Annotated in this window: 20 protein-coding genes, 1 tRNA gene and 1 riboswitch; of the genes, 18 read left to right on the plus strand and 3 right to left on the minus strand. The window is 67.0% G+C overall.

Features of this window, described 5'->3' with window-relative positions; all coding sequences use genetic code 11:
* The first annotated feature begins 10 nt into the window (after positions 1-10).
* From AC1DGI_RS09205 to pyk, 10 genes are all read left to right on the plus strand, one after another.
* Entirely contained in the window at positions 11-1,579 is a 1,569-nt protein-coding gene (locus AC1DGI_RS09205) for an anthranilate synthase component I (RefSeq protein ID WP_476898555.1), read from the plus strand.
* The gene (locus tag AC1DGI_RS09210; protein WP_476898556.1) at positions 1,576-2,196 is read left to right on the plus strand and encodes a Trp biosynthesis-associated membrane protein; all 621 of its coding nucleotides are present in this window, start codon (positions 1,576-1,578) and stop codon (positions 2,194-2,196) included. Before AC1DGI_RS09205 ends, AC1DGI_RS09210 begins: the two co-directional genes overlap by 4 nt.
* 150 nt (positions 2,197-2,346) lie before the next feature.
* Positions 2,347-2,634, plus strand: coding sequence for an HGxxPAAW family protein (locus AC1DGI_RS09215; RefSeq protein WP_441402428.1), 288 nt, complete (start codon positions 2,347-2,349; stop codon positions 2,632-2,634).
* Between the two features lie 2 nt (positions 2,635-2,636).
* A complete protein-coding gene (gene trpC / locus AC1DGI_RS09220; RefSeq protein ID WP_476898557.1) occupies positions 2,637-3,452 on the plus strand; it encodes an indole-3-glycerol phosphate synthase TrpC in 816 nt (271 codons plus the stop codon).
* A 93-nt stretch (positions 3,453-3,545) separates the two neighbouring features.
* Positions 3,546-4,907 (plus strand): tryptophan synthase subunit beta, encoded by a 1,362-nt coding sequence (gene trpB / locus AC1DGI_RS09225; RefSeq protein ID WP_441402430.1) that lies wholly within the window; start codon positions 3,546-3,548, stop codon positions 4,905-4,907.
* Between the two features lie 92 nt (positions 4,908-4,999).
* On the plus strand, positions 5,000-5,770 hold the full coding sequence (gene trpA, locus AC1DGI_RS09230) for a tryptophan synthase subunit alpha (RefSeq protein WP_476898594.1): 771 nt from the start codon (positions 5,000-5,002) through the stop codon (positions 5,768-5,770).
* Between the two features lie 3 nt (positions 5,771-5,773).
* A complete protein-coding gene (lgt, locus tag AC1DGI_RS09235; RefSeq protein WP_476898558.1) occupies positions 5,774-7,069 on the plus strand; it encodes a prolipoprotein diacylglyceryl transferase in 1,296 nt (431 codons plus the stop codon).
* Between the two features lie 270 nt (positions 7,070-7,339).
* Positions 7,340-11,956: a glutamate synthase large subunit gene (gene gltB / locus AC1DGI_RS09240; RefSeq protein ID WP_476898559.1), complete on the plus strand. Its 4,617-nt coding sequence runs from the start codon at positions 7,340-7,342 to the stop codon at positions 11,954-11,956.
* Entirely contained in the window at positions 11,949-13,406 is a 1,458-nt protein-coding gene (locus AC1DGI_RS09245) for a glutamate synthase subunit beta (protein WP_476898560.1), read from the plus strand. Before gltB ends, AC1DGI_RS09245 begins: the two co-directional genes overlap by 8 nt.
* 92 nt (positions 13,407-13,498) lie before the next feature.
* A complete protein-coding gene (gene pyk / locus AC1DGI_RS09250) occupies positions 13,499-14,998 on the plus strand; it encodes a pyruvate kinase (RefSeq protein WP_476898561.1) in 1,500 nt (499 codons plus the stop codon).
* 105 nt (positions 14,999-15,103) lie between these two features.
* Here the strand turns inward: pyk and AC1DGI_RS09255 are convergent, their stop codons facing one another.
* A complete protein-coding gene (locus AC1DGI_RS09255) occupies positions 15,104-15,709 on the minus strand; it encodes an ANTAR domain-containing response regulator (RefSeq protein WP_441403011.1) in 606 nt (201 codons plus the stop codon).
* A 207-nt stretch (positions 15,710-15,916) separates the two neighbouring features.
* On the opposite strand from AC1DGI_RS09255, the gene AC1DGI_RS09260 reads away from it, so the two are divergent.
* Both AC1DGI_RS09260 and AC1DGI_RS09265 read left to right on the plus strand, forming a co-directional pair.
* Positions 15,917-15,998: transfer RNA gene (locus tag AC1DGI_RS09260), tRNA-Leu, on the plus strand.
* Positions 15,999-16,588: 590 nt separating this feature from the next.
* Positions 16,589-16,663, plus strand: a riboswitch (cyclic di-GMP riboswitch).
* A 318-nt stretch (positions 16,664-16,981) separates the two neighbouring features.
* Positions 16,982-20,026, plus strand: coding sequence for a putative bifunctional diguanylate cyclase/phosphodiesterase (locus tag AC1DGI_RS09265; RefSeq protein WP_476898562.1), 3,045 nt, complete (start codon positions 16,982-16,984; stop codon positions 20,024-20,026).
* Between the two features lie 58 nt (positions 20,027-20,084).
* On the opposite strand, the gene AC1DGI_RS09270 is transcribed toward AC1DGI_RS09265, so the two are convergent.
* Positions 20,085-20,924, minus strand: coding sequence for an alcohol dehydrogenase catalytic domain-containing protein (locus AC1DGI_RS09270; RefSeq protein WP_476898595.1), 840 nt, complete (start codon positions 20,922-20,924; stop codon positions 20,085-20,087).
* On the opposite strand from AC1DGI_RS09270, the gene AC1DGI_RS09275 reads away from it, so the two are divergent.
* The 6 genes from AC1DGI_RS09275 to AC1DGI_RS09300 all read left to right on the plus strand — a co-directional run bounded on the left by AC1DGI_RS09275 (position 20,865) and on the right by AC1DGI_RS09300 (position 24,146).
* Positions 20,865-21,050, plus strand: a complete 186-nt coding sequence (locus AC1DGI_RS09275; RefSeq protein ID WP_476898596.1) for a hypothetical protein — start codon at positions 20,865-20,867, stop codon at positions 21,048-21,050. The two genes, AC1DGI_RS09270 and AC1DGI_RS09275, sit on opposite strands and share 60 nt — an antisense overlap.
* 243 nt (positions 21,051-21,293) lie before the next feature.
* A complete protein-coding gene (locus tag AC1DGI_RS09280; protein ID WP_476898563.1) occupies positions 21,294-21,785 on the plus strand; it encodes a DUF805 domain-containing protein in 492 nt (163 codons plus the stop codon).
* 408 nt (positions 21,786-22,193) lie between these two features.
* Positions 22,194-22,655: a hypothetical protein gene (locus AC1DGI_RS09285; RefSeq protein ID WP_476898564.1), complete on the plus strand. Its 462-nt coding sequence runs from the start codon at positions 22,194-22,196 to the stop codon at positions 22,653-22,655.
* Positions 22,622-23,578: a zinc metalloprotease gene (locus AC1DGI_RS09290; RefSeq protein ID WP_476898565.1), complete on the plus strand. Its 957-nt coding sequence runs from the start codon at positions 22,622-22,624 to the stop codon at positions 23,576-23,578. The genes AC1DGI_RS09285 and AC1DGI_RS09290 overlap by 34 nt, the downstream gene beginning before the upstream one ends.
* Positions 23,579-23,591: 13 nt before the next feature.
* Positions 23,592-23,924 (plus strand): DUF6884 domain-containing protein, encoded by a 333-nt coding sequence (locus AC1DGI_RS09295; protein ID WP_476898566.1) that lies wholly within the window; start codon positions 23,592-23,594, stop codon positions 23,922-23,924.
* A 3-nt stretch (positions 23,925-23,927) separates the two neighbouring features.
* Complete coding sequence (locus AC1DGI_RS09300) at positions 23,928-24,146, plus strand: hypothetical protein (RefSeq protein WP_476898567.1); 219 nt, start codon at positions 23,928-23,930, stop codon at positions 24,144-24,146.
* Between the two features lie 19 nt (positions 24,147-24,165).
* Here the strand turns inward: AC1DGI_RS09300 and AC1DGI_RS09305 are convergent, their stop codons facing one another.
* Complete coding sequence (locus AC1DGI_RS09305; RefSeq protein ID WP_476898568.1) at positions 24,166-25,536, minus strand: sensor domain-containing phosphodiesterase; 1,371 nt, start codon at positions 25,534-25,536, stop codon at positions 24,166-24,168.
* Positions 25,537-25,830 lie beyond the last annotated feature (294 nt).

Here is a 25,830-nt window from a genome sequence, read left to right on the forward strand (position 1 = left end):
AAACGCAGCCATGCAGGACCTCGGAGTCATCAGCCCCAGCCTGGACGAGTTCCGGAAACTCGCCGGCCACAGCCGCGTCATCCCCGTCCGGCTGAAGGTGCTGGCCGACGCCGAGACCCCGATCGGGCTGTACCGCAAGCTCGCCCACGGCCAGCCCGGGACGTTCCTGCTGGAATCCGCCGCGGTGGGCGGCGCCTGGTCGCGCTACTCGTTCATCGGCGCGAGGTCCCGAGCCACGCTGACCACCAGCAGCGGGCAGGCGCACTGGCTCGGCGAACCGCCCGTCGGAGTGCCGCTGGACGGCAGCCCCGTCGACGCCATCCGCGACACCGTCCGGGCCCTGCACACCGAACGCTTCGACGGCCTGCCGCCCTTCACCTCCGGCCTGGTGGGGTTCCTTGGCTGGGAAACCGTCCGGCACTGGGAGAAGCTCACCAGCCCGCCCGAGGACGACCTGGACCTGCCGGAGATGGCACTGAACCTCGTCACGGACATGGCGGTACACGACAACATGGACGGCACCGTGCTGCTGATCGCCAACGCGATCAATTTCGACAACAGCTCCGAGCGCGTCGACGAGGCCTGGCACGACGCCGTCGCCCGGGTGAAGGCTCTGCTGGCGAAGGTCAGCACTCCGACGGAACAGCCCGTCTCCGTACTCGCAACCGCGGCGCTCGATTTCGCCTCGAGCGTCCAGGAACGCTGGGCCGAGAGCGAGTACCTGGCCGCGCTGGACCGCGGCAAGGAGGCGATCGTCGACGGCGAAGTCTTCCAGGTGGTGATCTCCCGGCGCTTCGAAATGGACTGCGGAGCCGACCCGCTGGACGTCTACCGGGTCCTGCGGAACACCAACCCCAGCCCGTACATGTACCTCTTCAGCCTCGAGGACGCCGCGGGCCGGCAGTACTCGATCGTGGGTTCCTCGCCGGAGGCACTCGTGACGGTCACCGGCGAGGAAGTCATCACGCACCCGATCGCCGGCTCCCGGCCCCGCGGCAAGACCACCGAAGCGGACAAAGCCCTGGCCGAGGAGCTGCTGGCGGACCAGAAGGAACGCGCCGAGCACCTCATGCTGGTGGACCTGTCCCGCAACGACCTGTCCAAGGTCTGCGTGGCCGGAACCGTGGACGTCACCCAGTTCATGGAGGTGGAGCGGTTCAGCCACATCATGCACCTGGTGTCCACCGTGGTGGGCAAGCTCGCCCCGTACGCCACGRCGTACGACGTGCTTAAGGCCACCTTCCCGGCGGGCACCCTGTCGGGCGCCCCCAAGCCCCGGGCGCTGCGGCTCCTGGACGAGCTGGAACCGCACCGCCGCGGCATCTATGGCGGCGTGGTGGGCTACCTCGACTTCGCCGGCGACATGGACATGGCGATCGCCATCCGGTCAGCGCTGCTCCGCGAAGGCCGCGCCTACGTGCAGGCCGGCGGCGGCATCGTGGCCGACTCCGTCAACGCCACCGAGGCGCAGGAAACCGTCAACAAGGCCGCCGCGCCGATGCGGGCCGTCCACACCGCCCAGTCGCTGCGGAACATCACGGCGGAAACCGTGACCGGCGCCGGGATGGAGCAGCCATGACCGGCACAGTCCGGAGCACCAGCCCCGTCGTTCCGCGCTGGGCCCGCAAGTCCACCCTGGTGCTGCTCATCGCCGCGCTGGCACTGGCCGTCTTCGGCACCACCACCCAGACCTGGCTCATGGTCCAGCTCGATCCCAGCCAGTTGGGCCAGGGCGTCCGTAGCCAGAGCGGACTGCAGGTCCAGGGCAGCAAGGCCGCCACCACTGTCACGGCCCTCGCGCTCGTGGCCCTCGCGGGCGGACTGGCCGCCTCGATCGCCGGGCGTATCGCCCGCTGGATCATTACAGTGATCGTCCTGCTCGCCGCCGCAGGCATCGTTACCGCAGCCGCGACCGTCCTGGCCAACCCGCTGGCCGCGGCGCAGGGCTCGATCGCTGCCGCCACCGGTATCAGCGGCAGCAACGTGCAAGTGGCCCTCACCGCGTTTCCCGTCGTCGCCGTCGTCGCCGGTTCCCTGCTGGGGCTCGCTGCCCTCGCGATCGTCCCGGCGGGCCGGTACTGGCGGGCCCGGACGAAGTACGACGCCGCCGCAACCGGAAGCGGCGCTGGCCCCGCGCAGCCTGCCGACGAGATCGACAGCTGGGACCGGCTCTCGCGCGGAGACGATCCCACCTGAGCCGACGCCGCGGGCGCGGCCAACGACACGGCCGTAAACACGGCCGTAAACACTGCCGGAAACCCGGGCAATGCCGCAGTCGGTAACGCGGCCAATGGGACCGCCAAAAAATGGCAGAATGTAAGCAGTATTGATCCTGAGGAGATTTCCATGAGCAAAGCCCCTGTATCCGCATCCCAGCCCGCTGCCGGCACCGGCATTTACGACGGGGTCGACCACACTGAGCCGACCGGCCACGGGAACAGCCCGGCGGCCTGGACGACCGTAGCCGTCATGTTGATCGGCGCACTCATCGCGGCCATCGCCTTCGTCATCGCCAACACCCCGATCTTCATCGCCGGTGTGGTGGTCATGCTGCTCGGCCTCGTGGTGGGCTTCGCCATGCGCAAGGCCGGCTACGGCGTCGGCGGCAGCAAGCTGAAGAACGCCGGCCACTAAGCGTGACTGTGCTCGATGACCTCAACGCCGGCGTCAGGGAGGATATGGAGGCCCGCCAGGGCCTCGTCACGCTGGCCGAGCTGAAGGAGCGCGCCGCGGCGGCCGCCCCGGCACGCGATGCCTGGGCGGCCCTGGGTGGCCCTTCCGCCCGGGACCGGCTCAAGGTGATCGCCGAAATCAAGCGGCGGAGCCCGTCCAAGGGCGATCTGGCGACCATCACGGACCCGGCTTCACTTGCCGTGCAATACGCCGACGGCGGCGCGGCCGTGATCAGCGTCCTCACCGAGCAGCGGCGCTTCAACGGCTCGCTCGCCGACCTGGACGCCGTCCGGGCAGCCGTGGACATCCCGCTGCTGCGCAAGGACTTCATGATCGACGAGTACCAGATCTGGGAGGCCCGCGCCCACGGCGCCGACCTGATCCTGTTGATCGTCGCCTCGCTGTCCGATGAGCAGTTGCGCGAATACAGTGCGCTCAGCCGTGAGCTGGGCATGAACGTGCTGGTCGAAACCCACACGGCCGGCGAAATCGAACGCGCCGTGGCGGCCGGGGCCAAAATTATCGGCGTCAACGTCCGCAACCTCAAGACGCTCGACGTCGACCGCTCCGTTTTCGCGGACCTCGCCGCCGGCATCCCGGCCGACGCGCTCGTGGTCGGCGAATCCGGTGTGCGCGGCGTCGACGACGTCCGGCACTACGCGGCCAGCGGCGCCAACGCCGTCCTGGTGGGCGAGGCGCTGGTCAGCGACTCGACCCCGCGCGAGCGGATCGCAGAATTCATGGCCGCCGGCGCCGAAGAAATCGCCGCACGTTCCTAAACCTGCGTCCGGGCCGGGCAGCCGGCCAGACGCCGTGGTGCATCCGTGCGGCACCGAAGATCTAGTTAGCAGTGGAACAGGATGGTGAGACTGATGGTCGATGCGCCAGCAGCAGGCTCAGACGACAGCCCCGTGGACGCGTTCTTACACGGCGCCCGGCCGAATGACGACAAGCCGCAGGGAGCACCTTCCCTGCGCCACGCCCCGGGACCCTATTTCGGCTCCTACGGCGGACGCTGGATGCCCGAGTCCCTGATCGCCGCCCTGGATGAACTCGAGGACACCTTCGAGAAGGCCAAGGCCGACCCCGAATTCACCGCGCAGATCGCGGAGCTGAACAAGAACTACTCCGGCCGTCCCTCGCTGCTCACCGAAGCCAAGCGCTTCGCCGAGCACGCCGGGGGAGTGCGGATCTTCCTCAAGCGTGAGGACCTGAACCACACCGGCTCGCACAAGATCAACAATGTGCTCGGCCAGGCGCTGCTCGCCAAGCGGATGGGCAAAACGCGTGTGATCGCCGAGACCGGAGCCGGCCAGCACGGCGTGGCCAGCGCCACCGCCGCCGCCCTGCTCGGCCTGGAATGCGTGGTCTACATGGGGGCCGAGGACTGCCGCCGGCAGGCCCTCAACGTGGCCCGGATGGAGCTCCTCGGAGCCACCGTCATCCCGGTCACCAACGGGTCCCAGACGCTCAAGGACGCCATCAACGAGGCGCTCCGCGACTGGGTGGCCAACGTCGACAACACGCACTACCTGCTGGGCACGGCCGCCGGAGCGCACCCGTTCCCGGCCATGGTCCGCTACTTCCACGAGGTCATCGGCGAGGAAGCTCGCGCCCAGATCCTGGCCCAGGCCGGCCGGTTGCCGGACGCCGTCTGCGCCTGCATCGGCGGCGGCTCCAATGCCATCGGGATCTTCCACGGCTTCCTGGATGACCCCTCGGTGAAGATCTACGGCTTCGAAGCCGGCGGGGAAGGCGTCGAAACCGGCCGCCACGCCGCCACCATCACCCTGGGCAAGCCCGGCGTGCTGCACGGTGCCCGCTCCTACCTTATGCAGGACGACGACGGCCAGACCATCGAGTCGCATTCGATCTCGGCCGGTCTGGACTATCCGGGCGTCGGACCCGAACACTCCTACCTCGCCGACATTGGCCGGGTCAGCTACGAACCCATCACCGACAGCGAGGCCATGGAGGCCTTCCGGCTGCTGTGCCGTACCGAGGGCATCATTCCGGCGATCGAGTCCGCGCACGCCCTCGCCGGTGCCATCAAGGTCGGCCAGCGCCTCGCCGCAGCCGGCGGCGACGCAGACAGCCCCGTCGCGGAGAAGATCGTGATCGTGAACCTCTCCGGCCGCGGCGACAAGGATGTGGCCACCGCCGCGGAATGGTTCAACCTGCTGGACCAGGATTCACCCGAAGCCGAGATCGCCCAGGAGGGGGAGCAGCTGTGAGCACCGAGGACACCAGCTCAGAAGCCACTGCCGGCGGGACAGCCCCAGGCGCCGCCGGCACTACCGGGCACGCGAGCAAGTCCGCGGCGGCCATCGACCGGGCCAAGGCCCAGGGACGCGCCGCCCTCATCGGGTACCTGCCCGCCGGGTACCCGAGCGTCCAGGACACCATCGCCGCGGGCATCGCGCTGGCCGAAAACGGCGCCGACCTGATTGAGATCGGCATCCCCTATTCGGACCCCGTGATGGACGGCCAGGTCATCCAGGCCGCAACCACTGAGGCCCTCGCCAACGGTTTCCACGTCGCGCAGGTCTTCGATGTGGTGCGCGGTATCACGAGTAAGACCGAGGCCGCCGTGCTGGTCATGACCTACTGGAACCCCGTGCTGCGGATGGGCGTAGACGAATTTTCCCGCCGCCTGGCCGAAGCCGGGGGCGCCGGCCTCATCACCCCCGACCTGATCCCGGACGAGGCTGCGGAGTGGATGGCCGCCTCTGACAAGTACGGCCTGGACCGGGTGTTCCTCGTGGCACCGTCTTCCACCCCCGAGCGGATGAAGCGCACCGTGGACGCGAGCCGCGGCTTTGTCTACGCGGTCTCGATCATGGGCGTCACCGGCGCCCGCGCCTCGGTGAGCTCCGCCGCCAAGGACGTCGTCGCCGCGGCCCACGCCGCCGGTGCCGAGCGCGTCTGCGTCGGCCTGGGCGTCTCCAACGCGGGGCACGTTCGCGAAATCGCCGCCTACGCCGACGGCGTCATTGTCGGCACGGCCCTCGTCGCGGCGATCGGTGAGGGCGGCGTGGATGCTGTAGCGTCCTTGACGAAAGAGCTCAGCACCGGCCTCAGCCAGGAAGAAGCGTAAGCAATGCAGTCAGTCCTCCACGCGGCAGCGATGGTTTCCGCGAGCATTCCGAGTCCGGGCTGGTCCGGTTTCGATATCCCGCTGCCCTGGGGGACCCTGCGCATCCACGCCTACGCGCTGTGCATCCTGGCCGGCATCGTCGTCGGCCTGTGGCTGACGTCGGTGCGCTGGGCGCGCCGTGGCGCGCCTGAGGGCAGCGTCTGGGACATCGCCATCTGGGCGATCCCGTTCGGCATCGTCGGCGGGCGGCTTTACCACGTGGTGTCCTCCCCGGACGCCTACTTCGGTCCCGGCTTCGACGGCACCGGCGACCTGTCCCTGATTCCACAGATCCAACGTGGCGGGCTCGGCATTTGGGGCGCCGTTGTACTCGGCGTCGTCGGCGCCTGGATTGGCTGCCGCCGCGCGGGCGTCAAGCTCAGCGCCTTTGTGGACGCCGCGGCCCCGGGCCTGCTGCTGGCCCAGGCGATCGGCCGCTGGGGAAACTACTTTAACCAGGAACTTTTCGGCGCCCCCACCACCCTGCCGTGGGGCCTCCAGATCGACCCGTCCAACCCCAACTTCCCGGCCGGTATGCCCGCCGACACCCTGTTCCACCCGACCTTCCTCTACGAATCGCTGTGGAGCCTCGTGGGGGTTGCGGCGTTGCTGGCATTGGACCGGAAGTTCTCCTTCCGCCGCAGCCGGCTCTTCTGGCTCTACGCCATCTACTACACGCTGGGCCGGGTCTGGATCGAGGCGCTGAGGATCGACGACGCCGAGCAGATCAGTCTGTTCGGCATCACCACGCGGCTCAACGTCTGGACCAGTATCTTCGTGTTGGTCGCCGCGCTGGTGGTCTTCATCGTCCTCGGCCTGCGCAAGACTGACGGGTCGGACACTCCGTACCTGCCGGGGCGCGAACCGGAAACCGCGGCGGCGGTGAACGACGGCGCGGACGCGGACGCCGTCGCCGACGGCAAAACCAAAGAAGATGCCGCCGACGCCGACGCCGACGCCGGCACCGACGCCGGCACCGTCGCTGCCGGCGACACCGGCACCGACGCTGCCGGCGACACCGGCACCGACGCTGCCGGCGTCCACCATGCGGACTCTCATGTCTCAGATACTGAGTCGCGTGATAATCTCCCGGAGGGCCAAAGCGATGGGGGCCGCGCTCTGGCTTCGACCGATGCGGCTGCGGCTGCGTCGGGCGGGGAACCCGCCGACGGCACCAAACCTGCCGGCGAAAGGCCGGCAGCCGGAGTATCCGGCCGGCGTGCCGTGGGAACCATTCCGGACGCTGACAGCACCAAGTAGCTCAGCGCCGACAACCGGGCTGCAGGGCGACCGCCTGCTGGGCCCGGGTCCACAGCGTCGTGGCGACAGGGTTTGCATGGACTACCGGCAGCAGACAGCCGAACACCGTGCAAACCAGGGCCGGCGGTCCGCGTAACTGTTCGTACAGAAAGCGGTGCTGGCCTACAATTCGAGTAGGAAAATCACGTTGTTGCGCCCGTCACACCGGCGCCTCGATTCGGGCCAATGTTGTCCCTCCCATACGCACGATCAGGAGGAAGGACGTCTCCCATGACCCAAACCCTGCACAGCCCCAGCTGGTCCGGTCCGGACCAGCCCAGCACAGCCATGTCGCCGTTCAAACGTTTTGCGGCCCTGCCCGACGCCGCCGGACTCTACAACCCGGAGCACGAGAAGGACGCCTGCGGACTGGCCATCATCGCCACCCTGCGCGGCGAGCCCGGCTACGACATTGTGGCAGCCGCACTGACGGCCCTGCGCAACCTCGAACACCGCGGTGCCGTCGGCGCCGATGAGGGAACCGGCGACGGCGCCGGACTCCTCATGCAGGTGCCCGACGAGTTCTTCCGCGCCGTCGCCGACTTCGAACTCCCCGCCCCGGGCCAGTACGTCGTGGGCACCGCCTTCCTACCGGCCGAACAGCGTGAATCCGACGCCGCCAAGACGGGCATCGAGAGCCTCGCGGCCGACGAGGGCCTGACCGTCCTCGGCTGGCGCGAAGTCCCGATCGTAGCCGACTTGGTCGGTGCCATGGCCCGGGCCTGCATGCCCTACTTCGCGCAGCCGTTCTTCGCTTCCAGCACCGGCGAAACGCTCACGCGCAACGAACTCGATTCCCGCGCCTGGCGGATCCGCAAGCGCGCGCAGAACAAGTTCGGCGTGTACTTCCCCTCGCTGTCGTCCCGGACCATCGTTTACAAGGGCATGCTGACCACCGCGCAGCTGGAACCGTTCTACCCGGACCTTTCGGACACCCGCTTCAAGACCAAGCTCGCGATCGTCCACTCGCGCTTCTCCACCAACACCTTCCCGTCCTGGCCGCTGGCCCAGCCCTTCCGCACCATCGCGCATAACGGCGAGATCAACACGGTCAAGGGCAACCGGAACTGGATGCGCGCCCGCCAGTCGCAGCTGGCCAACCCGCTGCTCGGGAACAGCCCGGAAGAGCTGTACCCCATCTGCACCCCCGGCGCCTCGGACTCCGCATCCTTCGACGAGGTCGCGGAGTTGCTCTGGCTCTCCGGCCGGCCCATCACGCACTCGATCATGATGATGATCCCCGAGGCCTGGGAAAACCACGCCACGATGGACCCAGCCCGGCGCGCGTTTTACGAATACCACTCGCTGCTGATGGAGCCGTGGGACGGCCCCGCCGCCGTCTCCTTCACCGACGGCAACCTCGTCGGCGCCACCCTGGACCGCAACGGGCTGCGCCCGGGCCGGTACTGGATCACCGAGGACGGCCTGGTCGTTTTCGCCTCCGAAGTCGGCGTGATCGACGTCGAACCCTCCAAGGTGGTCAAGAAGGGCCGCGTCTCACCCGGCAAGATGTTCCTCGTGGACACCGACGCCGGCCGGGTCATCGACGACGCCGAGGTCAAGGCCGAGGTCGCCGCAGCCAACCCGTGGGCCGAATGGGTCAAGGACAACCTGATCGACCTCAAGGACCTGCCCGAACGCGAGCACGTCGTGCACACCGCCGCCTCGGTCAACATCCGCCAGCGCACGTTCGGCTACACCACCGAGGAACTGAAGATCCTGCTCGGCCCGATGGCCCGCACCGGCGCAGAACCCCTGGGTGCCATGGGCTCGGACACCCCGGTGGCAGTCCTCTCCAAACGGCCGCGGCTGCTCTTCGATTACTTCGTGCAATCCTTCGCCCAGGTCACCAACCCGCCGCTGGACGCGATCCGCGAGGAACTCGTCACCTCCCTGACCTGCGCAATCGGCCCCAACGGCAACCTGCTGGATACCAAACAGGTCCGGCAGCCCCAGGTTTCGCTGCCGTTCCCGGTGATCAACAACGACCAGTTGGCCAAGATCGCGAACATCGACAACGCCGACGGCGACCGGGTCGCCATGAAGGTCCGCGGCCTGTACCGCCCCGAGGGCGGCGAACACGCCCTGCGCGCCCGGTTGACCGAAATCTGCGAGCAGGTCTCGGGCGCCATCAACCGCGGCGTGCAGTACGTCGTGCTCTCGGACCGTGACTCGAACGCCCAGTGGGCTCCGATCCCGTCCCTGCTGCTGGTCAGCGCCGTGCACCACCACCTGCTGCGCAGCGCCAACCGCACCAAGACGGCGCTCGTAGTCGAGGCCGGCGACGTCCGCGAAACCCATCACGTGGCCGTGCTGATCGGCTACGGCGCCTCCGCCGTGAACCCGTACCTGGCGATGGAATCCGTCGAACAGCTGATCGCGGCGGGCGACGTCGTCGGCGTCACCCCGCAGGACGGCGTCTACAACCTGATCAAGGGCCTCGGCAAGGGCGTCCTGAAGATCATGTCCAAGATGGGCATTTCCACCGTCGCCTCCTACACCGGCGCCCAGACCTTCGAAGCGCTCGGCCTGGGCCAGGACCTCGTGGACGAGTACTTCGCCGGCACGAACTCCCAGCTGGGCGGCGTCGGCCTCGACGTCGTCGCCGCGGAAGTCGCGGCGCGCCACCGGATGGCGTACCCGGAGAACGGCATCGAAGTCCCGCACCAGCCCCTGCTGGGCGGCGGAGAGTACCAGTGGCGCCGGGACGGCGAGCCGCACCTGTTCAACCCGGAGACCGTGTTCCGGCTGCAGCACGCCACGCGGGAGCGCCGCTACGACATCTTCAAGGCCTACACCCGCGGCGTGGACGACCAGTCCGAGAACCTGATGACCCTGCGCGGACTGCTCAAGTTCAAGGGCGGCCTGCGCCCCGCGGTCCCGCTCCAGGAAGTGGAGCCCGTCTCCAGCATCGTCAAGCGGTTCTCCACCGGCGCGATGAGCTACGGCTCCATCTCGCAGGAAGCCCACGAGACCCTCGCGATCGCGATGAACCGGCTCGGCGCCAAGTCGAACACCGGCGAAGGCGGCGAGGACGTGGACCGGCTGCTGGACCCGACCCGCCGCTCGGCGGTCAAGCAGATCGCGTCGGGCCGCTTCGGCGTCACCAGCCTCTACCTGTCCAACGCCGACGACATCCAGATCAAGATGGCGCAGGGCGCCAAGCCCGGCGAAGGCGGCCAGCTGATGGCCCAGAAGGTCTACCCCTGGGTGGCCCGGACCCGGCACTCCACGCCCGGCGTCGGGCTCATCTCGCCGCCCCCGCACCACGACATCTACTCGATCGAGGACCTCGCGCAACTGATCTACGATGCCAAGCGTGCCAACCCCTCGGCCCGCGTGCACGTCAAGCTCGTCTCCGAGGTCGGGATCGGCACCGTGGCGGCCGGCGTCACGAAGGCCAAGGCCGACGTCGTGCTGGTGTCCGGCCACGACGGCGGCACCGGCGCCTCGCCGCTAAACTCGCTCAAGCACGCCGGTGTGCCGTGGGAACTCGGCCTCGCCGAGACCCAGCAGACCCTGATGCTCAACGGCCTGCGCGACCGCGTGGTGGTGCAAGTGGACGGCCAGCTCAAGACCGGTCGCGACGTCGTCATCGCCGCGCTGCTCGGCGGCGAGGAATTCGGTTTCGCCACCGCGCCGCTGGTGGTGTCCGGCTGCATCATGATGCGCGTCTGCCACCTGGACACCTGCCCGGTGGGCGTCGCAACCCAGAACCCCGAGCTGCGCTCACGCTTCACCGGCAAGCCCGAATTCGTGGTCAACTTCTTCGAATTCCTCGCCGAGGAAGTCCGCGAGATCCTCGCGGAGCTCGGCTTCCGGAGCTTGGAGGAAGCGATCGGCCACGCCGAGATGCTCGACACCCGTGAGGCGATCAGCCACTGGAAGGCCGAAGGGCTGGACCTGGATCCGATCCTGCACGGCCTCGAATTCGACGACGACGCTCCGCTGCGCAACCTCACCGGCCAAAACCACGAGCTGGACAAGCATTTCGACCAGCGCCTGATCGGTATGGCTGCCGAGGCCCTCAGCGACCGCACTCCGGTGAAAATCGCCGTCAACGTGATCAACACGGACCGCTCTGTTGGCACCATGCTCGGCCACGTGGTCACCAAGACCTTCAGTACCGATCTGCTCGCTGCCGACACGATCGATGTCACCCTGACCGGCACCGCCGGCCAGTCGCTCGGCGCCTTCCTGCCGGCCGGAATCACGCTGCGGATGTTCGGCGACTCCAACGACTACGTCGGCAAGGGACTCTCCGGCGGCCGCATCATCGTCCGCCCGGACCGGACCAACGTCTTCGCGGCGGAGCGGAACGTGATCGCGGGCAACGTGATCGGCTACGGCGCCACCAGCGGCGAGCTGTACCTCCGTGGCCAGGTGGGGGAGCGCTTCATGGTGCGCAACTCCGGCGCCACCGCGGTGGTCGAAGGCATCGGCGACCACGGCTGCGAGTACATGACCGGCGGCCAGGCCCTCATCATCGGGCGCACCGGCCGCAACTTCGGCGCCGGCATGTCCGGCGGCACCGCGTACGTCCTTGACCTGCGGACCGAACGGGTCAACAAGCAGGCCCTCGACGCCGGCGAGCTGCAACTGCTCGAACTCGACGCCGAAGACCGCGACATCGTCCACGGCCTCCTCGCCAAGCACCTCGAAGAAACCGAGTCGCAGCTCGCGGCCCGGCTCCTCGAGGACTTCGACGACACCGCGGCCCGCATTACCAAAGTCCTGCCGCGTGATTACGCGGCCGTCCTGCAAACCCGTCTTGACGCCATCGAAGAGGGCCTGGACCCCGACGGCGAAGAAGTTTGGTCTCGAATCCTGGAGGTGACCGGTGGCTGATCCACGCGGATTTCTGAAAGTACGCCAGCGTGAAACGCAGCCGCGCCGTCCCGTCCCGGTCCGCATCATGGACTGGAAGGAAGTCTACGAGGCACAGGAAAAGGGTGTCCTGAAGAGCCAGGCCGGCCGCTGCATGGACTGCGGCGTCCCCTTCTGCCACCAGGGCTGCCCGCTGGGCAACCTCATCCCGGAGTGGAACGACCTCATCTGGCGGGACAAGGGCGAGGAAGCGATCGAGCGGCTGCACGCCACCAACAACTTCCCCGAGTTCACCGGCCGGCTCTGCCCGGCACCGTGCGAGGCCTCGTGCGTGCTCGGCATCAACCAGCCGGCCGTGACCATCAAGCAAGTCGAGGTCTCCATCGTGGACCAGGCCTTCGAGCACGGCTGGGTCAACCCGCTGCCGCCGGCGCGCCTCTCCGGCAAGACCGTCGCCGTCGTCGGCTCCGGCCCCGCCGGCCTGGCTGTCGCCCAGCAGCTGACCCGCGTGGGCCACACCGTGGCCGTCTATGAGCGCGACGACAAGATCGGCGGCCTGCTGCGCTATGGCATTCCGGACTTCAAGATGGAAAAAGATCACGTGGACCGCCGCCTGGACCAGATGAAGGCCGAAGGCACCCGCTTCCGGACCGGCGTCACCGTCGGCACCGACGTCACCTGGGAGCAGCTGCGCCGGCGCTACGACGCCGTCGTGGTCGCCACCGGCGCCACCGTCCCGCGGGACCTGCCGATCCCGGGCCGCGAACTCGACGGCGTGCACTTCGCGATGGACTACCTCGTCCCGTCCAACCGGGTGGTGGCCGGCGAGACGGTGGAAAACCAGATCAACGCCGCCGGCAAGCACGTCGTGATCCTTGGCGGCGGCGACACCGGCGCGGACTGCCTCGGTACCGCCCACCGCCACCAGGCAGCGTCGGTAACCACGTTGGCGATCGGCAAGCAGCCGTCCGCCGAGCGGGCCGCGCACCAGCCTTGGCCGACGTTCCCGACCTTGTTCGAGGTGGCCAGCGCCCACGAGGAAGGCGGCGAACGCACGTACCTCGCGTCCACCGTCGAGTTCGTCGGCGAGAACGGCAAACTGACCGGCGTGAAGGTGGCCGAGACCGAATTTGTCGACGGGAAGCGGCTGCCTAAGCCTGGTACCGAGCGGATCATCCCCGCGGACCTCGTGTTCCTGTCCCTGGGCTTCACCGGCGCGGAGCCGGCCGGGATCACCGAGCAGGTCAGCGCCGAGTTCGACGGACGCGGGAACGTGGCGCGGGACGGCCACTACATGACCAACACCGAAGGCGTATTTGTCGCGGGCGACGCCGGCCGCGGCCAGTCCCTGATCGTCTGGGCCATCGCCGAGGGCCGCGCCTGCGCCGCCGCGGTGGACAAGTTCCTGATGGGCAGCACTATTCTTCCGGCGCCCGTAGCGCCCACGGACCGGGCGATCGCCGTCCTGTAGTCCGGTCCGGCCCCTCCGTGGGCCGGACCGGGACACCGGCCGTTCTTCCCCGCGACACCTCGAAACGTTCAACAGACAACTAGGGTAGGCATATGAGACGCGCAAAAATTGTGGCCACTTTCGGACCGGCGATCGCGAGCTTCGAGAACACGCTTGCCGTGCTCGAGGCCGGGGTCGACGTGGCCCGGATGAACATGAGCCACGGAGACTACACCGTGCACGACAACACGTACGAGAACGTCCGCAAGGCGGCCGGGCAGCTCGGCAAGCCGGTCGCCATCATGGCCGACCTGCAGGGGCCGAAGATCCGCCTCGGCCGGTTCGTCGACGGCCCGTACCTGCTTGCCGTCGGTGACACCTTCACGATCACCACCGAGGACGTGCCGGGCACCAAGGACATCTGCTCGACGACGCTCAAGACCCTGACCGAGGACGTCAACCCGGGCGACGCGCTGCTGATCGACGACGGCAAGGTGGCCCTGCGCGCGCTGGAGGTCGACGACGTCAAGGTCGTCGCCACCGTGACGGTGGGAGGCTACGTGTCCAACAACAAGGGCATCAACCTGCCCGGCGTCGCCGTGAACGTGCCGGCGCTGAGCGAAAAGGACGAGGATGATCTGCGCTGGGCGATGCGCCGCGGCGTGGACATGGTCGCGCTGTCCTTCGTCCGTGACGCGTCGGACATCGACCGCGTGCACGAAATCATGGATGAAGAGGGCCGCCGGGTGCCGGTCATCGCCAAGATCGAGAAGCCGCAGGCCGTGGACCAGCTTCCCGAGATCATCGACGCCTTTGACGCGATCATGGTGGCCCGTGGCGACCTGGGCGTGGAACTTCCGCTCGAGGAAGTGCCGATCGTGCAGAAGCGCGCCATCGAGCTGGCCCGCCGCTGGGCCAAGCCGGTTATCGTGGCCACGCAGGTGCTCGAATCGATGATCGAGAACCCGCGTCCGACCCGCGCCGAGGCCTCCGACTGCGCCAACGCCGTGCTCGACGGCGCCGACGCGGTAATGCTCTCCGGCGAGACCAGCGTGGGCAAGTACCCGATCGAAACCGTCAAGGTGATGGCCCGGATCATTGAATCCACCGAGGTCCACGGCCTGGAGCGCGTCCCGCCGCTGGGGACCAAGCCTAAGACCCGCGGCGGCGCCATCACCCGTGCCGCCGTCGAGATCGCCGACCAGCTGGAAGCGAAGTACATCTGTACCTTCACCCAGTCCGGTGACTCCGCTCGCCGGCTCTCGCGGCTGCGCCCGATCCGGCCGGTCTTCGCGTTCACCCCGATGGAGCATGTCTGGAACCAGCAGGCACTGACCTGGGGCATCCAGCCGGTGCTGGTCCCGATGGTGGGCCACACCGACGAGATGACCGCCCAGGTGGACCGCAGCCTGCTGGAAATGGATCTCGTGGAAGATGGCGACCTGGTGGTCATCGCGGCCGGTTCGCCTCCCGGAAAGGCCGGTTCCACGAACATGCTGAAGGTCCACCGCGTCGGCGACCTCGCCGACGCCGGCAGCCATGGCGAGGCCGTCGTGGCCAAGGACAAGCTCGGTCCCTGGCCGGAAAAGAAGAAGAAGAACAACAAGGTCTAGTTCGTCCTCGCAGACGACAAAGGGAGGGTCCCGCCGCGTGAAGTCCAGCGGCGGGACCCTCCTTTTTTCGTTGTGCAGTTGTTCCGGTGGCTTGTTGGCCGGGGGTTAGTTGACCTGGTTGATGATGGTCTCGGCAACCTCGCGCATGCTCAGGCGGCGGTCCATCGAGGTCTTCTGGATCCAGCGGAAGGCTTCCGGCTCCGTCAGGCCCATCTTGGTGGTGAGCAGGCTCTTGGCGCGCTCCACGAGCTTGCGGGTGGCGAACTGCTCCTGCAGGTCGCTGACCTCGTTCTCGAGGGCCTTGATTTCCTCGTGGCGGGACAAAGCGATCTCAATGGCCGGAATCAGGTCCGCCGGGGTGAAGGGCTTGACCACGTAGGCCATGGCGCCGGCGTCGCGGGCCCGCTCGACGAGCTCCTTCTGGCTGAATGCGGTCAGCAGTACCACCGGGGCGATCCGGGCCTTGACGATCTTCTCCGCGGCGGAGATGCCGTCCATTACGGGCATCTTGACGTCCATCAGGACGAGGTCCGGCTTCAATTCCTCGGCGAGCTGCACGGCCTTCTCACCGTTGTCCGCTTCGCCTACGACGTCGTAGCCCTCGCCGCGCAGGATCTCGATGATGTCGAGGCGGATGAGGGTCTCATCCTCGGCGACAACGACGCGGCGCGCCGGCTGGGAAGTGGGGCTTGACTCCGTCTGTTCTGACACGGGAACTCCTTGGAAAGGTACGGCGGGAACTAGACCATCATAGGGTTTGCCCGCTGGTGTACTGGGGGCCGGTTGGGATCGATGCGGCGTCACTGGCGCGATTCTGGAATTCAGCCTATCTGCATGTAGAGTAATTTCGCGCACCGGAAGCGATCGCGTTGCTCACAACACCAGTGGGCAGCGAACATCACAACCGGTGTACTCCGCGCCCGAGTGGCGGAATTGGCAGACGCGCCGCACTCAAAATGCGGTATCGAAAGGTGTGTGGGTTCGAGTCCCACCTCGGGCACAGTGTTTCCGCAGGTCAGGGGCTTTTTGGTGTCATTTCGTGTGCACAATGTGCACACACTCGCCTCTGAACTGATGTTCCGGGTTTGTGGTCCCGGACGGCCTATTTGGTTGTATGGGGGAGCGGCCGACTAAAGCACGCCGAGTACCTCCCTTTTGGGTGTTTGCTGGGCGTTCATCCTCGCTCGTCCTTCCGTTGGGTTTTCGCTTTCACCACTTCATGGTGGCTGGGGCCGCTTACAACCTGACTTGCTGAGTATTCGTAGATCGACCCGGGTTGCGGCCGCTCCCGAAGTTTCCGCTCTGAACTCTGATACCTGTTCATGTAGGAATGCCGGGGGAACGGCAAGACATAGAAACTGATCCTGAGCAGATCCTGTGATCGCTGAGCTGGCCAGTCGGTAGGCGGGGCCGGCCTCGAGGGCGAGTCGTAGGAAGGGGGGCTTTGCTTCCATGGTGTTCCCACAGAGGCCCAGCCGTCGGGTGTGGCGCGGTCGGGCCTTCACAATTGGGACTGTTTTCCTCGCCTGAGTGTCGTCGCGGACTTCTTGACCGGGACTTGCTAGGCTATCGCCCGATCGAGCACCCGCTCGTCGATAAGGGCAAACCCGGCGCGAGCCGGGGACGCAAAGCCACGGGACCCACGCGGTCAGCCGGGCCGCCGAACTGCAAAGGTGTCCACCATGCCACTGATCATCCCGTACGCCCTCCGATAGCTGAGGCGCCGGACGCGACGTAGCCAAGGGCTTCACGGATCCGGCGCCACAGCAACGTAGCCGCTGGCCCCTGCGCCGACAGGGACATGGACGGATCCTCCGTCCGCCTCCCGCCGCGCCTCCGTGCGGCCAGAACCCGGCAGGAAACGTCCGGGGCCCGGCGCTGCGAGCTGCAATTTATGATGCCTTCACCGCAGTCGCCGACTGTCCGGACATCGGCGTTCCGGAGCCGACGCACCTGCCGCTTGACGAGAAAGACCTCTTCGACGTGACATCCACCCAAACCGACCAGGGACCATCGCTGAAGCCTGGTATCCGCACCACCCTCCGCAACGATGCTGACACCGGTGAAGTCGCTCCGTCCGCCGAGCACCGCCTCCGGATCCTTGAAGGAGCCGTCTCCGACCTTGCGAGCCACGCCCCGATTCAGGAAATGCTGGACCGGGTCGCCGTCAGGGCCGCTTCCGCCCTGCACGCCCAAGGGCATTTGCTGGCCATCCGACTGCCGACGGGTGGCCGATACCTCCATGTCCAGGGAACCGGTGCTGACCTTGTCGGCGGACTGGCCGAAGACGGCGTCACCCTCAGTGAGGAGGCGGCGTCCCGGACGGGTCTGACGGTGCTCAGTGAGCCGGTCATCTCAAAGCGGCAGTGCTATGGCGTGCTGGCGGCCGTCGCTGCCCCCGGGGATGAGTTCGCGCCCGGGGACGCCGCCACGTTGGCCGCCTATGCCGGCAGCGCCGCGGCTACCCTCGACATCGACGTCGCCATGGTCGAGGCTGAGGAAAATGCTGCGACAGCACGGCTGCTGTTGCAGCTCGCCCAAGACCTGGCCATGCAATCTACGACTGCTACCGTGGCGGAGGCGATAGCCGATGCGATCCCTGTCCTTTCGGGTGCGGACCGCGCCGCCGTCGCGGTCTGGGACACGACGTCCGGCGAAGTCCGAGTTGCGGGGATGAGCGGCTGGAGCGGTGAGCTGGCGGAAAAACACGCCGCCTATGTTGCCATGGTGAAGGACAGCCCGGAGCTTACCGAGCTACTCGCGCACGGTTCACCCATGCTGGTGGACCGGAGCGGTTCGGACTGGGCGAACGCCATGTTTAGGGAGTTTGATTTCACTGCGTTTGCGGCTGTTCCCATCATCGCCGGCAAGGGACTTACTGGCCTTGTGGTGGCGTACTGGGCAGATCGGGTGGCGCCTGAACGCATGGACTCTGTCTTGGCGCAGCGGCTCACCGGTTTGGCCGGCCTCGCGGCGGTCGCGCTGGACAACGTGCGCTTGCTGGAGACTACGAGACACCAGGCGTTGCACGATTCGCTGACCGGACTTCCTAACCGGTCCCTGCTCGAGGACCGGCTGGAAGCAGCGCTGGCCCATTCCGGACGGACCCGACTCCGGGTGGGTCTACTGTTTTGCGACGTGAACAGGTTCAAGCGCATCAACGACAGCTTGGGCCACGCGGCCGGTGACGCGGCGCTCCGCCATGTCGCCGCGCAGCTCAGGGGCGCCGTGCGCGCCGCCGACACCGTGGCCCGGTACAGCGGTGACGAATTCGTCGTCCTCATCCCCGACGTCGAAAACGCGTCGGAAGTCGAACGCGTGGCCGACCGAATCCGTGCAAGCCTCGCCACGGGGGCCGAGGTCAACGGCAGGAAGGTCTTCGTCGACGTCACCATTGGCAGCAGTATCAGCGGCCCGCTCGCGCCGTTTCGGCAAGACAGTCCCGATGAGCTGTCGGAGACGGCCCGCCGGCTCATTGAACAGGCGGACGTCGAGATGTACCGGACAAGGGCACGCTCCCGCGGCCAGATTCCACCCGACGTGACACGCGAAAGCACCTTGCGCCTCGAAACCGATCTGCGCGGGGCCGCCCTCCGGGGCGAGCTGCGCGTCGAGTACCAGCCACAGGTCGACGTAGCCACGAACGCCGTCGTGGGAGCTGAGGCCCTTGTCCGGTGGCAGCACCCCGAACTTGGGTTACTGCTCCCGAGTGACTTCATTGGGCTTGCCGAAGAGAGCCGCCTGATTCTTGAAGTCGGTGCACACGTGCTCCAGGAAGCCTGCCGCGCCGGCGCTGTTCTGCACGCCCAGGGGTACCCCTTGCAGATGTCCGTGAACGTTTCTGCCGTTCAGCTCCTGAGTCCGGGCTTCACCTGGCTGGTTCGGGACACACTGACGGGCACCGGCTTCCCGGCGGCAGCTCTGACCCTGGAGATCACCGAATCGCAGGCCCTTGCCGAAGGGGCTGCCGGTGACAGCGACCTTCACGACCTCAGGGCGCTTGGCGTGTCTTTATCCATCGATGACTTCGGAACCGGGTATTCGTCCCTGGCCCAGTTGCACCGGTTGCCAGTGGCGGAAGTCAAAATCGACAGGGCCTTTATCAGCCGGCTTTCCGACTCCGAGGAATCATCGTCGGCGTTCGTCGCCGCGATCATCGGACTGGGCCATGGGTTGGGACTGGGCGTTATCGCGGAGGGCGTCGAAACGACCGCTCAGCTGGACGCGCTGCGAGCCCTGGGTTGTCAGCGGGCCCAGGGCTACCTGCTGGGTAAACCGGGTGACCTCATTGCACTCGAGGCTTTACTCCGGGCCGGTCAGGCGCGTGACGACTTCCCGGATAGTGAGACTGAGACTCCTCAGGCAGGGGCCGTCCGCTGGACGTTGCTCACGGACATGCGCGACTCGCTGGCCCGCATCAGCGAAGCCGTGGCCGGGGCAGGCTTCCAAACGGAATTGACCACTGAGGCAGGCATCCGTGTCTGTGTACCGCGTTCCCTGCGGAAGCGCCGCTGGCCCTCCAGGCTGACAGGGTCGCTGTCAGCCTCAACACGGGGAACCGAGGTCTCTTGGACCGCAGAAAGCGGGGCCCTCCGCCGCGATCATCTGCTCGCCATGGAAGAACAGCTTCCGGAAGGGTCGGTTTATTACCACGGAGTAACCGCGGCAGCCGCGCGGGCCGGTCTGCCTAACCTCGCCCTGAACGACCTGCGAAACATCACGGCACTTCTGAGCCGCGATGAAACAGCCCGCTCCATCGGCTCCGGCCACCTCCGCGATCAAGGAGGCTACTTGCTCCTGACAGGACAGCGCCTACTCTTCGTGGAATCAGGGCTCACCGCATCAGAGCCGCTGCTGGACTTGTGTCTGGGCTCCATTGAAAAGCTGTCGATGGGGAAACGGAGCCCAGGCGAGACAATCACGATCGTGAAAGCCGGCCAGACAACGGAGATCACCAGGCTCGGTCACGGGGAAGGCTACGGGATCGCCCAGGTCTTCCGGGAAACGACGAACGAACGGACCAGGTGATCACTCCTGGAGAGGCGAAACCGGGAGGGGCATGAAAATACCTCCCCGCCTGATGAAATTACCGCTTCCGTCGGGGTGGTTGCGGCGAGTGCGGCCGGACCGTACCTGTCCCGGTGATCATTGGGGGCCTGCGCCCCACACGGGGTCGAAATCGGGGTGGCCCGCGTAGCCTGAGGCGAGGATGTTGAGCATCGAGCGGCGAGCGAAGGAAGCTCGCCTTGGGCGTCTGCGGTGTCGGTGATGCCTTCCTGCGCGGCCCGCTTCCACTCCGCGAGGATCGCTCGTTTCTGGGCGCACTCCGCAAGCATGTCTGAGGCGAGAGTCGATGAAGTTGAGGGGTCGGCTCCGATATAAACGGAGCCGATGTGCCGGTGCTCTTCACGCTCAGGGCGATGGCCGACAGAGGCATCAGGGCGCCCTTGACCAGACTTTCTCGGGTACCTCTGGAGGTGGACGGGCTGCCCTTGATGGTCAGTTTGGGCAGGTCCCGGCCGACCTGCACACCAACGGACCCGTCGCCTCGCGTGATGATTGAGTCGAATACGGCCTCGCCCAGCGAGCCGCCGTAAACATTGAAGCCGCTGGCACCCCTCGCTGTACCTTCGCCACCCGGTGGAGCAGTCATGTAGGGCAGGACCAGGCAGACGACCTCTGCCGGGTCAAGGTCATCGGGCACCTCGACCGCTTCCGCCTCGGGCACGCAGACGCGCTCCGCATATGCACCCCAGACGGTCAATGCTGCAACCCGATCTCCCACACGCAGTCTGGAGCATCCGACGCCGAGTTCCTCCACAACGCCCACGAGCTCATAGCCAGGCGTAAACGACGGCTTCGGAACATGGAAATAAATACCGGCCCGCAGTTGCGAATCCGTGAACGACACCCCGGCGGCCACCACCCTGACAGCGACCTCCCCGGCGGCAGGCCGAGGATCCTCGGCCTCTACGAACTTCATGACCTCCGGGCCACCGAATCGGTCGACAACGACGCGTTTCATGGCTCCAGCCTTCTGCACAGCCTGTGACCGAGATAGGGCTTTACGACCTGGCGAGGACGAGGACGTACCAGCGAAACGCTGACGCACAACATTCTGAAGTTGAAGAATCATTCACGGGCAGCCCTCAGCCGGCTCTCGTGTAGCGGTGCAGTTCCGCGCAATGATGAATTGAAGCTCCGGTCAACCGCTATTTGGCCGGGGCTTCGCCATTTCCGGTGGTCAGACCCCTACGATGATGACGTAATCACCGAAACGTCGAACAGGGGACCCATGAGCTATCAGCAGCCGTATCCGTCAGCACAGCCTGCCTACAATGCCGAGCCTCCGCTCTGGGCCCCGTACTACGGGGCGCCCTTCCAGGTCGCGGTGCGGCGGTTCTTCAAGAAATATGCGACGTACAACGGCCGCGCCAGCCGAAGTGAATACTGGTGGTGGATGCTGGTTTCCGTCCTCGTCTCCATCGTCATCAACATGATCATCGGAAGCGGCACGTCCGCGACGGCCTCCGGCTCTGCAGCCGGCCCCGGAACGGCAATCGGCGGCGTCCTGGCCCTCATTTGGGGCCTGGCCACGATCATCCCGGGCCTCGCCCTAGCCGTGCGGCGGCTGCATGACGTGAACATGAGCGGCTGGATGCTGCTGATCGCACTTGTGCCGCTGTTGGGTGCCGTGGCGCTGCTGGTCATCATGATCCTGCCGCCCAACCCCGCCGGCCAGCGCTTCGACCGGCCCGAAGGCGCACCGCTCTACAAAACGAGCTAGGCGCGGACGCCAGAGCAGCCCCGGTTTATGAGCGCCGGGGCTGTTCTGTCGGGTCTGGTCAGCCGTTGGTCAGCAGGTACCGGACCCGGCGGCCCGGGCGGTCGTCCTGGTCGATGTCCGGGGCGATCAAGGCAACGTCCCAGCCGCCCTGACGACCGGGCCGATCAGGCCTGAGTCGCCGACGACCAATGCCCGACGGGCCAGCTGGCCTGGGTGTCGCAAGCAAGCCCCCGTGGACCCCAACAACATGGCCAATAGGCCAAACGAAAGTCAAACAGCGTCACTGCGAAGAACCGCTGGGCGTTCTTGTGTCGCGCTGCCCGCAGTCATTGACAAAGGGCCCGCAGAACTGTCACAAGGAAGATCGGCCGGGAGCGGGCGGGTGTAGGAACCCGGAAGACGTGTCGAATGCTGAGCCGTCTGGAGGTCGCGGAGAACCTGCTCCCGCCCATCAAGGCCGTCTTCGAGGAGTTCTCCGACGCGGAAAACTACCTCCGAGTGCCCCTCAGGAACCCCTCCGGCGGGCACGTCCACCTGCTGCGCGGACGGTGGGAAGGTTGCCGAACGTCGTCCGCCGCCTCGGATTCCCTTACGACGACGCCGGATCGGACGATGGTGAGGGTATGGGCGCAGATGACTGAGCTGGACGGGGACGTGTTCGCCCGGGCCAGCCGCCCGGAGGAACCGAAGCGCATCCCGTTGTGGAAGCTCGAAGAAATGGCCGGCGGTCCGACCCGGCCCGATGGCTGGCGCGGGAACRCCTCTCCGCTGCTCTCCGGCTGGGATGCCTCCCAGATTCGGCCCTCGACACCAGGGCGCGCCGAGCCCCGTGGCCGGTGCGGTTCTTCCGCGCCCTCGGCAGACTGCTGAGGCTCCTGTTCAGGGCGGTCTGCGTCCTTGCTCTCGGCGTATTCCTGGTCGCGGCCGCCCTGTACCTGCACGGTGACCTGAAGCCCTCAGCGTTCCTTGGCGGTCCGGCGCAAGGCCCTGCCGCCGGGGTCCCGAATCCGGTCCCGCCGTTCAGCCTGCCGGTCCCGACTGTCCCGGCCGCGCCAGTTGCGGTACCGCCCCCGGCCGACGCCGCCGGGTCAGCGCCCCGTGTTGTCACCGACCACCCCACCCCGGGCCGGGAAGAAGCCGCCGCCCCGCTGGGCCGGCCCGCGCCGGTCACGGCCCGGTCCGGTTCGTACGCCTTCATGCAGACCACCACTGACGGGAAGCCGGTCAGCTACGACCCGTGCCGGCCGATCCACTACGTCACCCGGGCCGCGAACCAGCCCGCCGCCGGCCCGGCACTCGTCGAAGCCGCCGTCGCCGCGGTGTCGCGGGCGACCGGGCTGGTGTTCATCAACGACGGGCCCACCACGGAGGCCCCGTCCRCGCAGCACCAGTCTTACCAGCCGGACCGGTACGGGGACCGGTGGGCGCCGGTACTCATCGCCTGGGAAACCACCGCGGAGGAACCCCGCTTCACCAATAAGCCCGTCGGGACCAACGTCCTGGGCCTGGGTGGCAGCGAAGCGGTCAGCATCGGCAACTCCGGGTACAGCTACGTCAGCGGACAGCTGGAACTGAACGGACCCGGCCTGCAATCCATGATCAACCGGGAAGGTCCGGCGCAGGCCCGCGGCGTCATCGAACACGAACTCGGCCACGTCGTCGGCCTCGACCATGTCCAGGACCCATCCCAGCTGATGAACCCTTCGGACAGCGTCGGCATCACCACGTACCAGGCCGGCGACCTCAACGGGCTGGCCCTCCTCGGCCAAGGAGCGTGCCGCCCCGGGATCTAAGCGGGGGAGCGTGATGCCCTGCCGCCCTCATCGCCGGCTACTGGCGGGAGGAGCGGGAGACTGCCGGCTCCGACTGTCCCGGGTACGGAGCGGTGTGCGTCTGCGTGGCAATCATCATGGTCCTAGACCTCGAGGCGGGACGGACGGTAGGAGCCGGCACATTGGTACCCTTACCGTTGGACTTGTCGGCTGCGCCTCCCAGAAACTGCGGCGGCCGGCGCCAGCCCGGGAACTCTACGCTTCCGAGCTGAAGGCCTCCGCGTACGCCGAGACCACCTGCGACCGCGGGTACATCCTCTCGACCAAGCACGGCCTCGTCCACCCGGACGCCGTCCTGGAGCCCTAAGACATGAAGCTCGGCACCCTCCTCGGGCCGCCGATCAAGCATTGGGCCGCCGTGCTCCGCAGCCAGCTGGCCGACGAAATTGCCGGCATCGACGACCTGCAGCTCATCGCGCTGTGCGGTGACCAATACCGCACGGCGCTGGAAGGAAGCAAGTGGCCGCATGAGACTCCGATGGACGAATGGGCATCGGCCAGCAACGCGGCTGGCTCACCGCCCAACTGAAAGGGGAGCAGTCCTCGACCTAAGTGGCGTCGGGTCCGAGGCTCATGCTCTCGGACCAGGAAACCCAGTCTTTCGGGTGGATCGAGGGCCGGCCGATGAAGTACCCCTGACCGGCCGTCATGCCAAGCCCCGACACGGACGCGAGCTCCTCCGGAGTTTCGATCCCTTCGGCAATCAGCGTGGCTCCGATCCGGTGAGCGAACTCGACCATGGCCGCACCCAGGGCATGTTGACCCTGGTCGTCGTCGATCCCGGCGATGAGGCTGCGGTCTAGCTTGATGATGTCAGGCCGGATGTGGACCACATGGCGCATCGAGGCGAACCCGGAGCCGGCATCGTCCACGGCGATGCGGAGTCCCGCTTTCCGCAGTGGTGCCAGCACGGCAAGGAGCGGGGCGTATTCGGAGACTTCGAGCCGCTCCGTCAATTCTAGGACGATGCGTTTCAGCGGAATCCCTGAGCACTGGAGCAGTCCGGGCAGCCGCGGATCAAGGCACGTCTCCGGGGACAGATTCAAAGCCACGTAGATCTCCGGGGGAAGTCCCTGCGCCGTCTCTAGTGCCTTTTCCATGGCGGCGAATTCGAGCTCGCTCATCAAGCCGACGATGGCCGCCTCCTTGAACCAGAATTCGGTGCCTGCAGAAGCTTCGTCCACGAACCGGGTGAGCGCCTCGACGCCGAGTAGTTCGCCGCTGGCCAGACTGTGGATAGGCTGGAAAGCGGTCAGCAACCGGCCCTGCTCGAGCATCAACTGAAGCTGTTCGCGGTTCAGGGAGTCGATCGCCTCCTGTGCCGTCAGCGGCGGAAGCATCCGGCTCGTACCCTCGAAACCGCCGGGTTCGTCGCCCTTGGTGGGGCGGAGGGTACCTGAGACCTCCATCCACACGGCGCGGCCGTCGCGGTGACGGCACCTCACACTGACTCCCGCCCAGCCCGGTCCGGAGGCCGCGGTCACGTCGATCCTGGCGCGCGCCAGGTCGCCGCCGTCGATGACGAGGTCGCAACGCTGGCCGAGCAGTTCCTCTGGCGCCCAACCGAGGAGGCTCTCGCTGGTGGGGCTAGAGAACGTAAAGCGGCCTTGGTCGTCGATGGCCCATACCCACTCCTGGCTGGTGGTCAGGACAGTGTCCATCAACTGGGCGGTCGCCCTCGCACGGTGCCTCTCGGCACGGTGCCCTCTGCGGAAACGTGCAGTCAGGACGAGGGCCATGACTATGGGCGCGAGAACGACGAGACCGGCCAGCAACCGGTCCCGAGGCTCATCCAAGATGCCCTCCGGATCAAGGATCACGATGGCGGCGGCCGTCATGGCGAACACGATCTGGACGACCAGCACGACTCCCAGGACATCGCGTACCCTCGGCGAACCCGCCTTCTCTGACATTTCCATACCCCCAGGCTTGGTGACATGAGCCTACTACCCTGGTGCCGCGGGTTGGCAGGATCGGAGGTCCGGTGTGCCGCCGTCTCGCAAACTCTAGCTTGGTTGGACGAAGCCAAAACCCGTTCGGGCCCTGAAGGCTTGTAAGTGTCTCACCAAGCCCGTCTCACCGCGCCATCTCACAAGTCCTCGGAAAATATTGACACACCCCTCACCAGCATGTGTGCATGGGACCGCTACCGGGGTACGTGAAGTGTCAACGACCGATCGGCATGGGGCTGCACAGAAGGACGCCCTGCTTGC

This window comes from Arthrobacter sp. 05N428_2 (genome assembly GCF_056397065.1).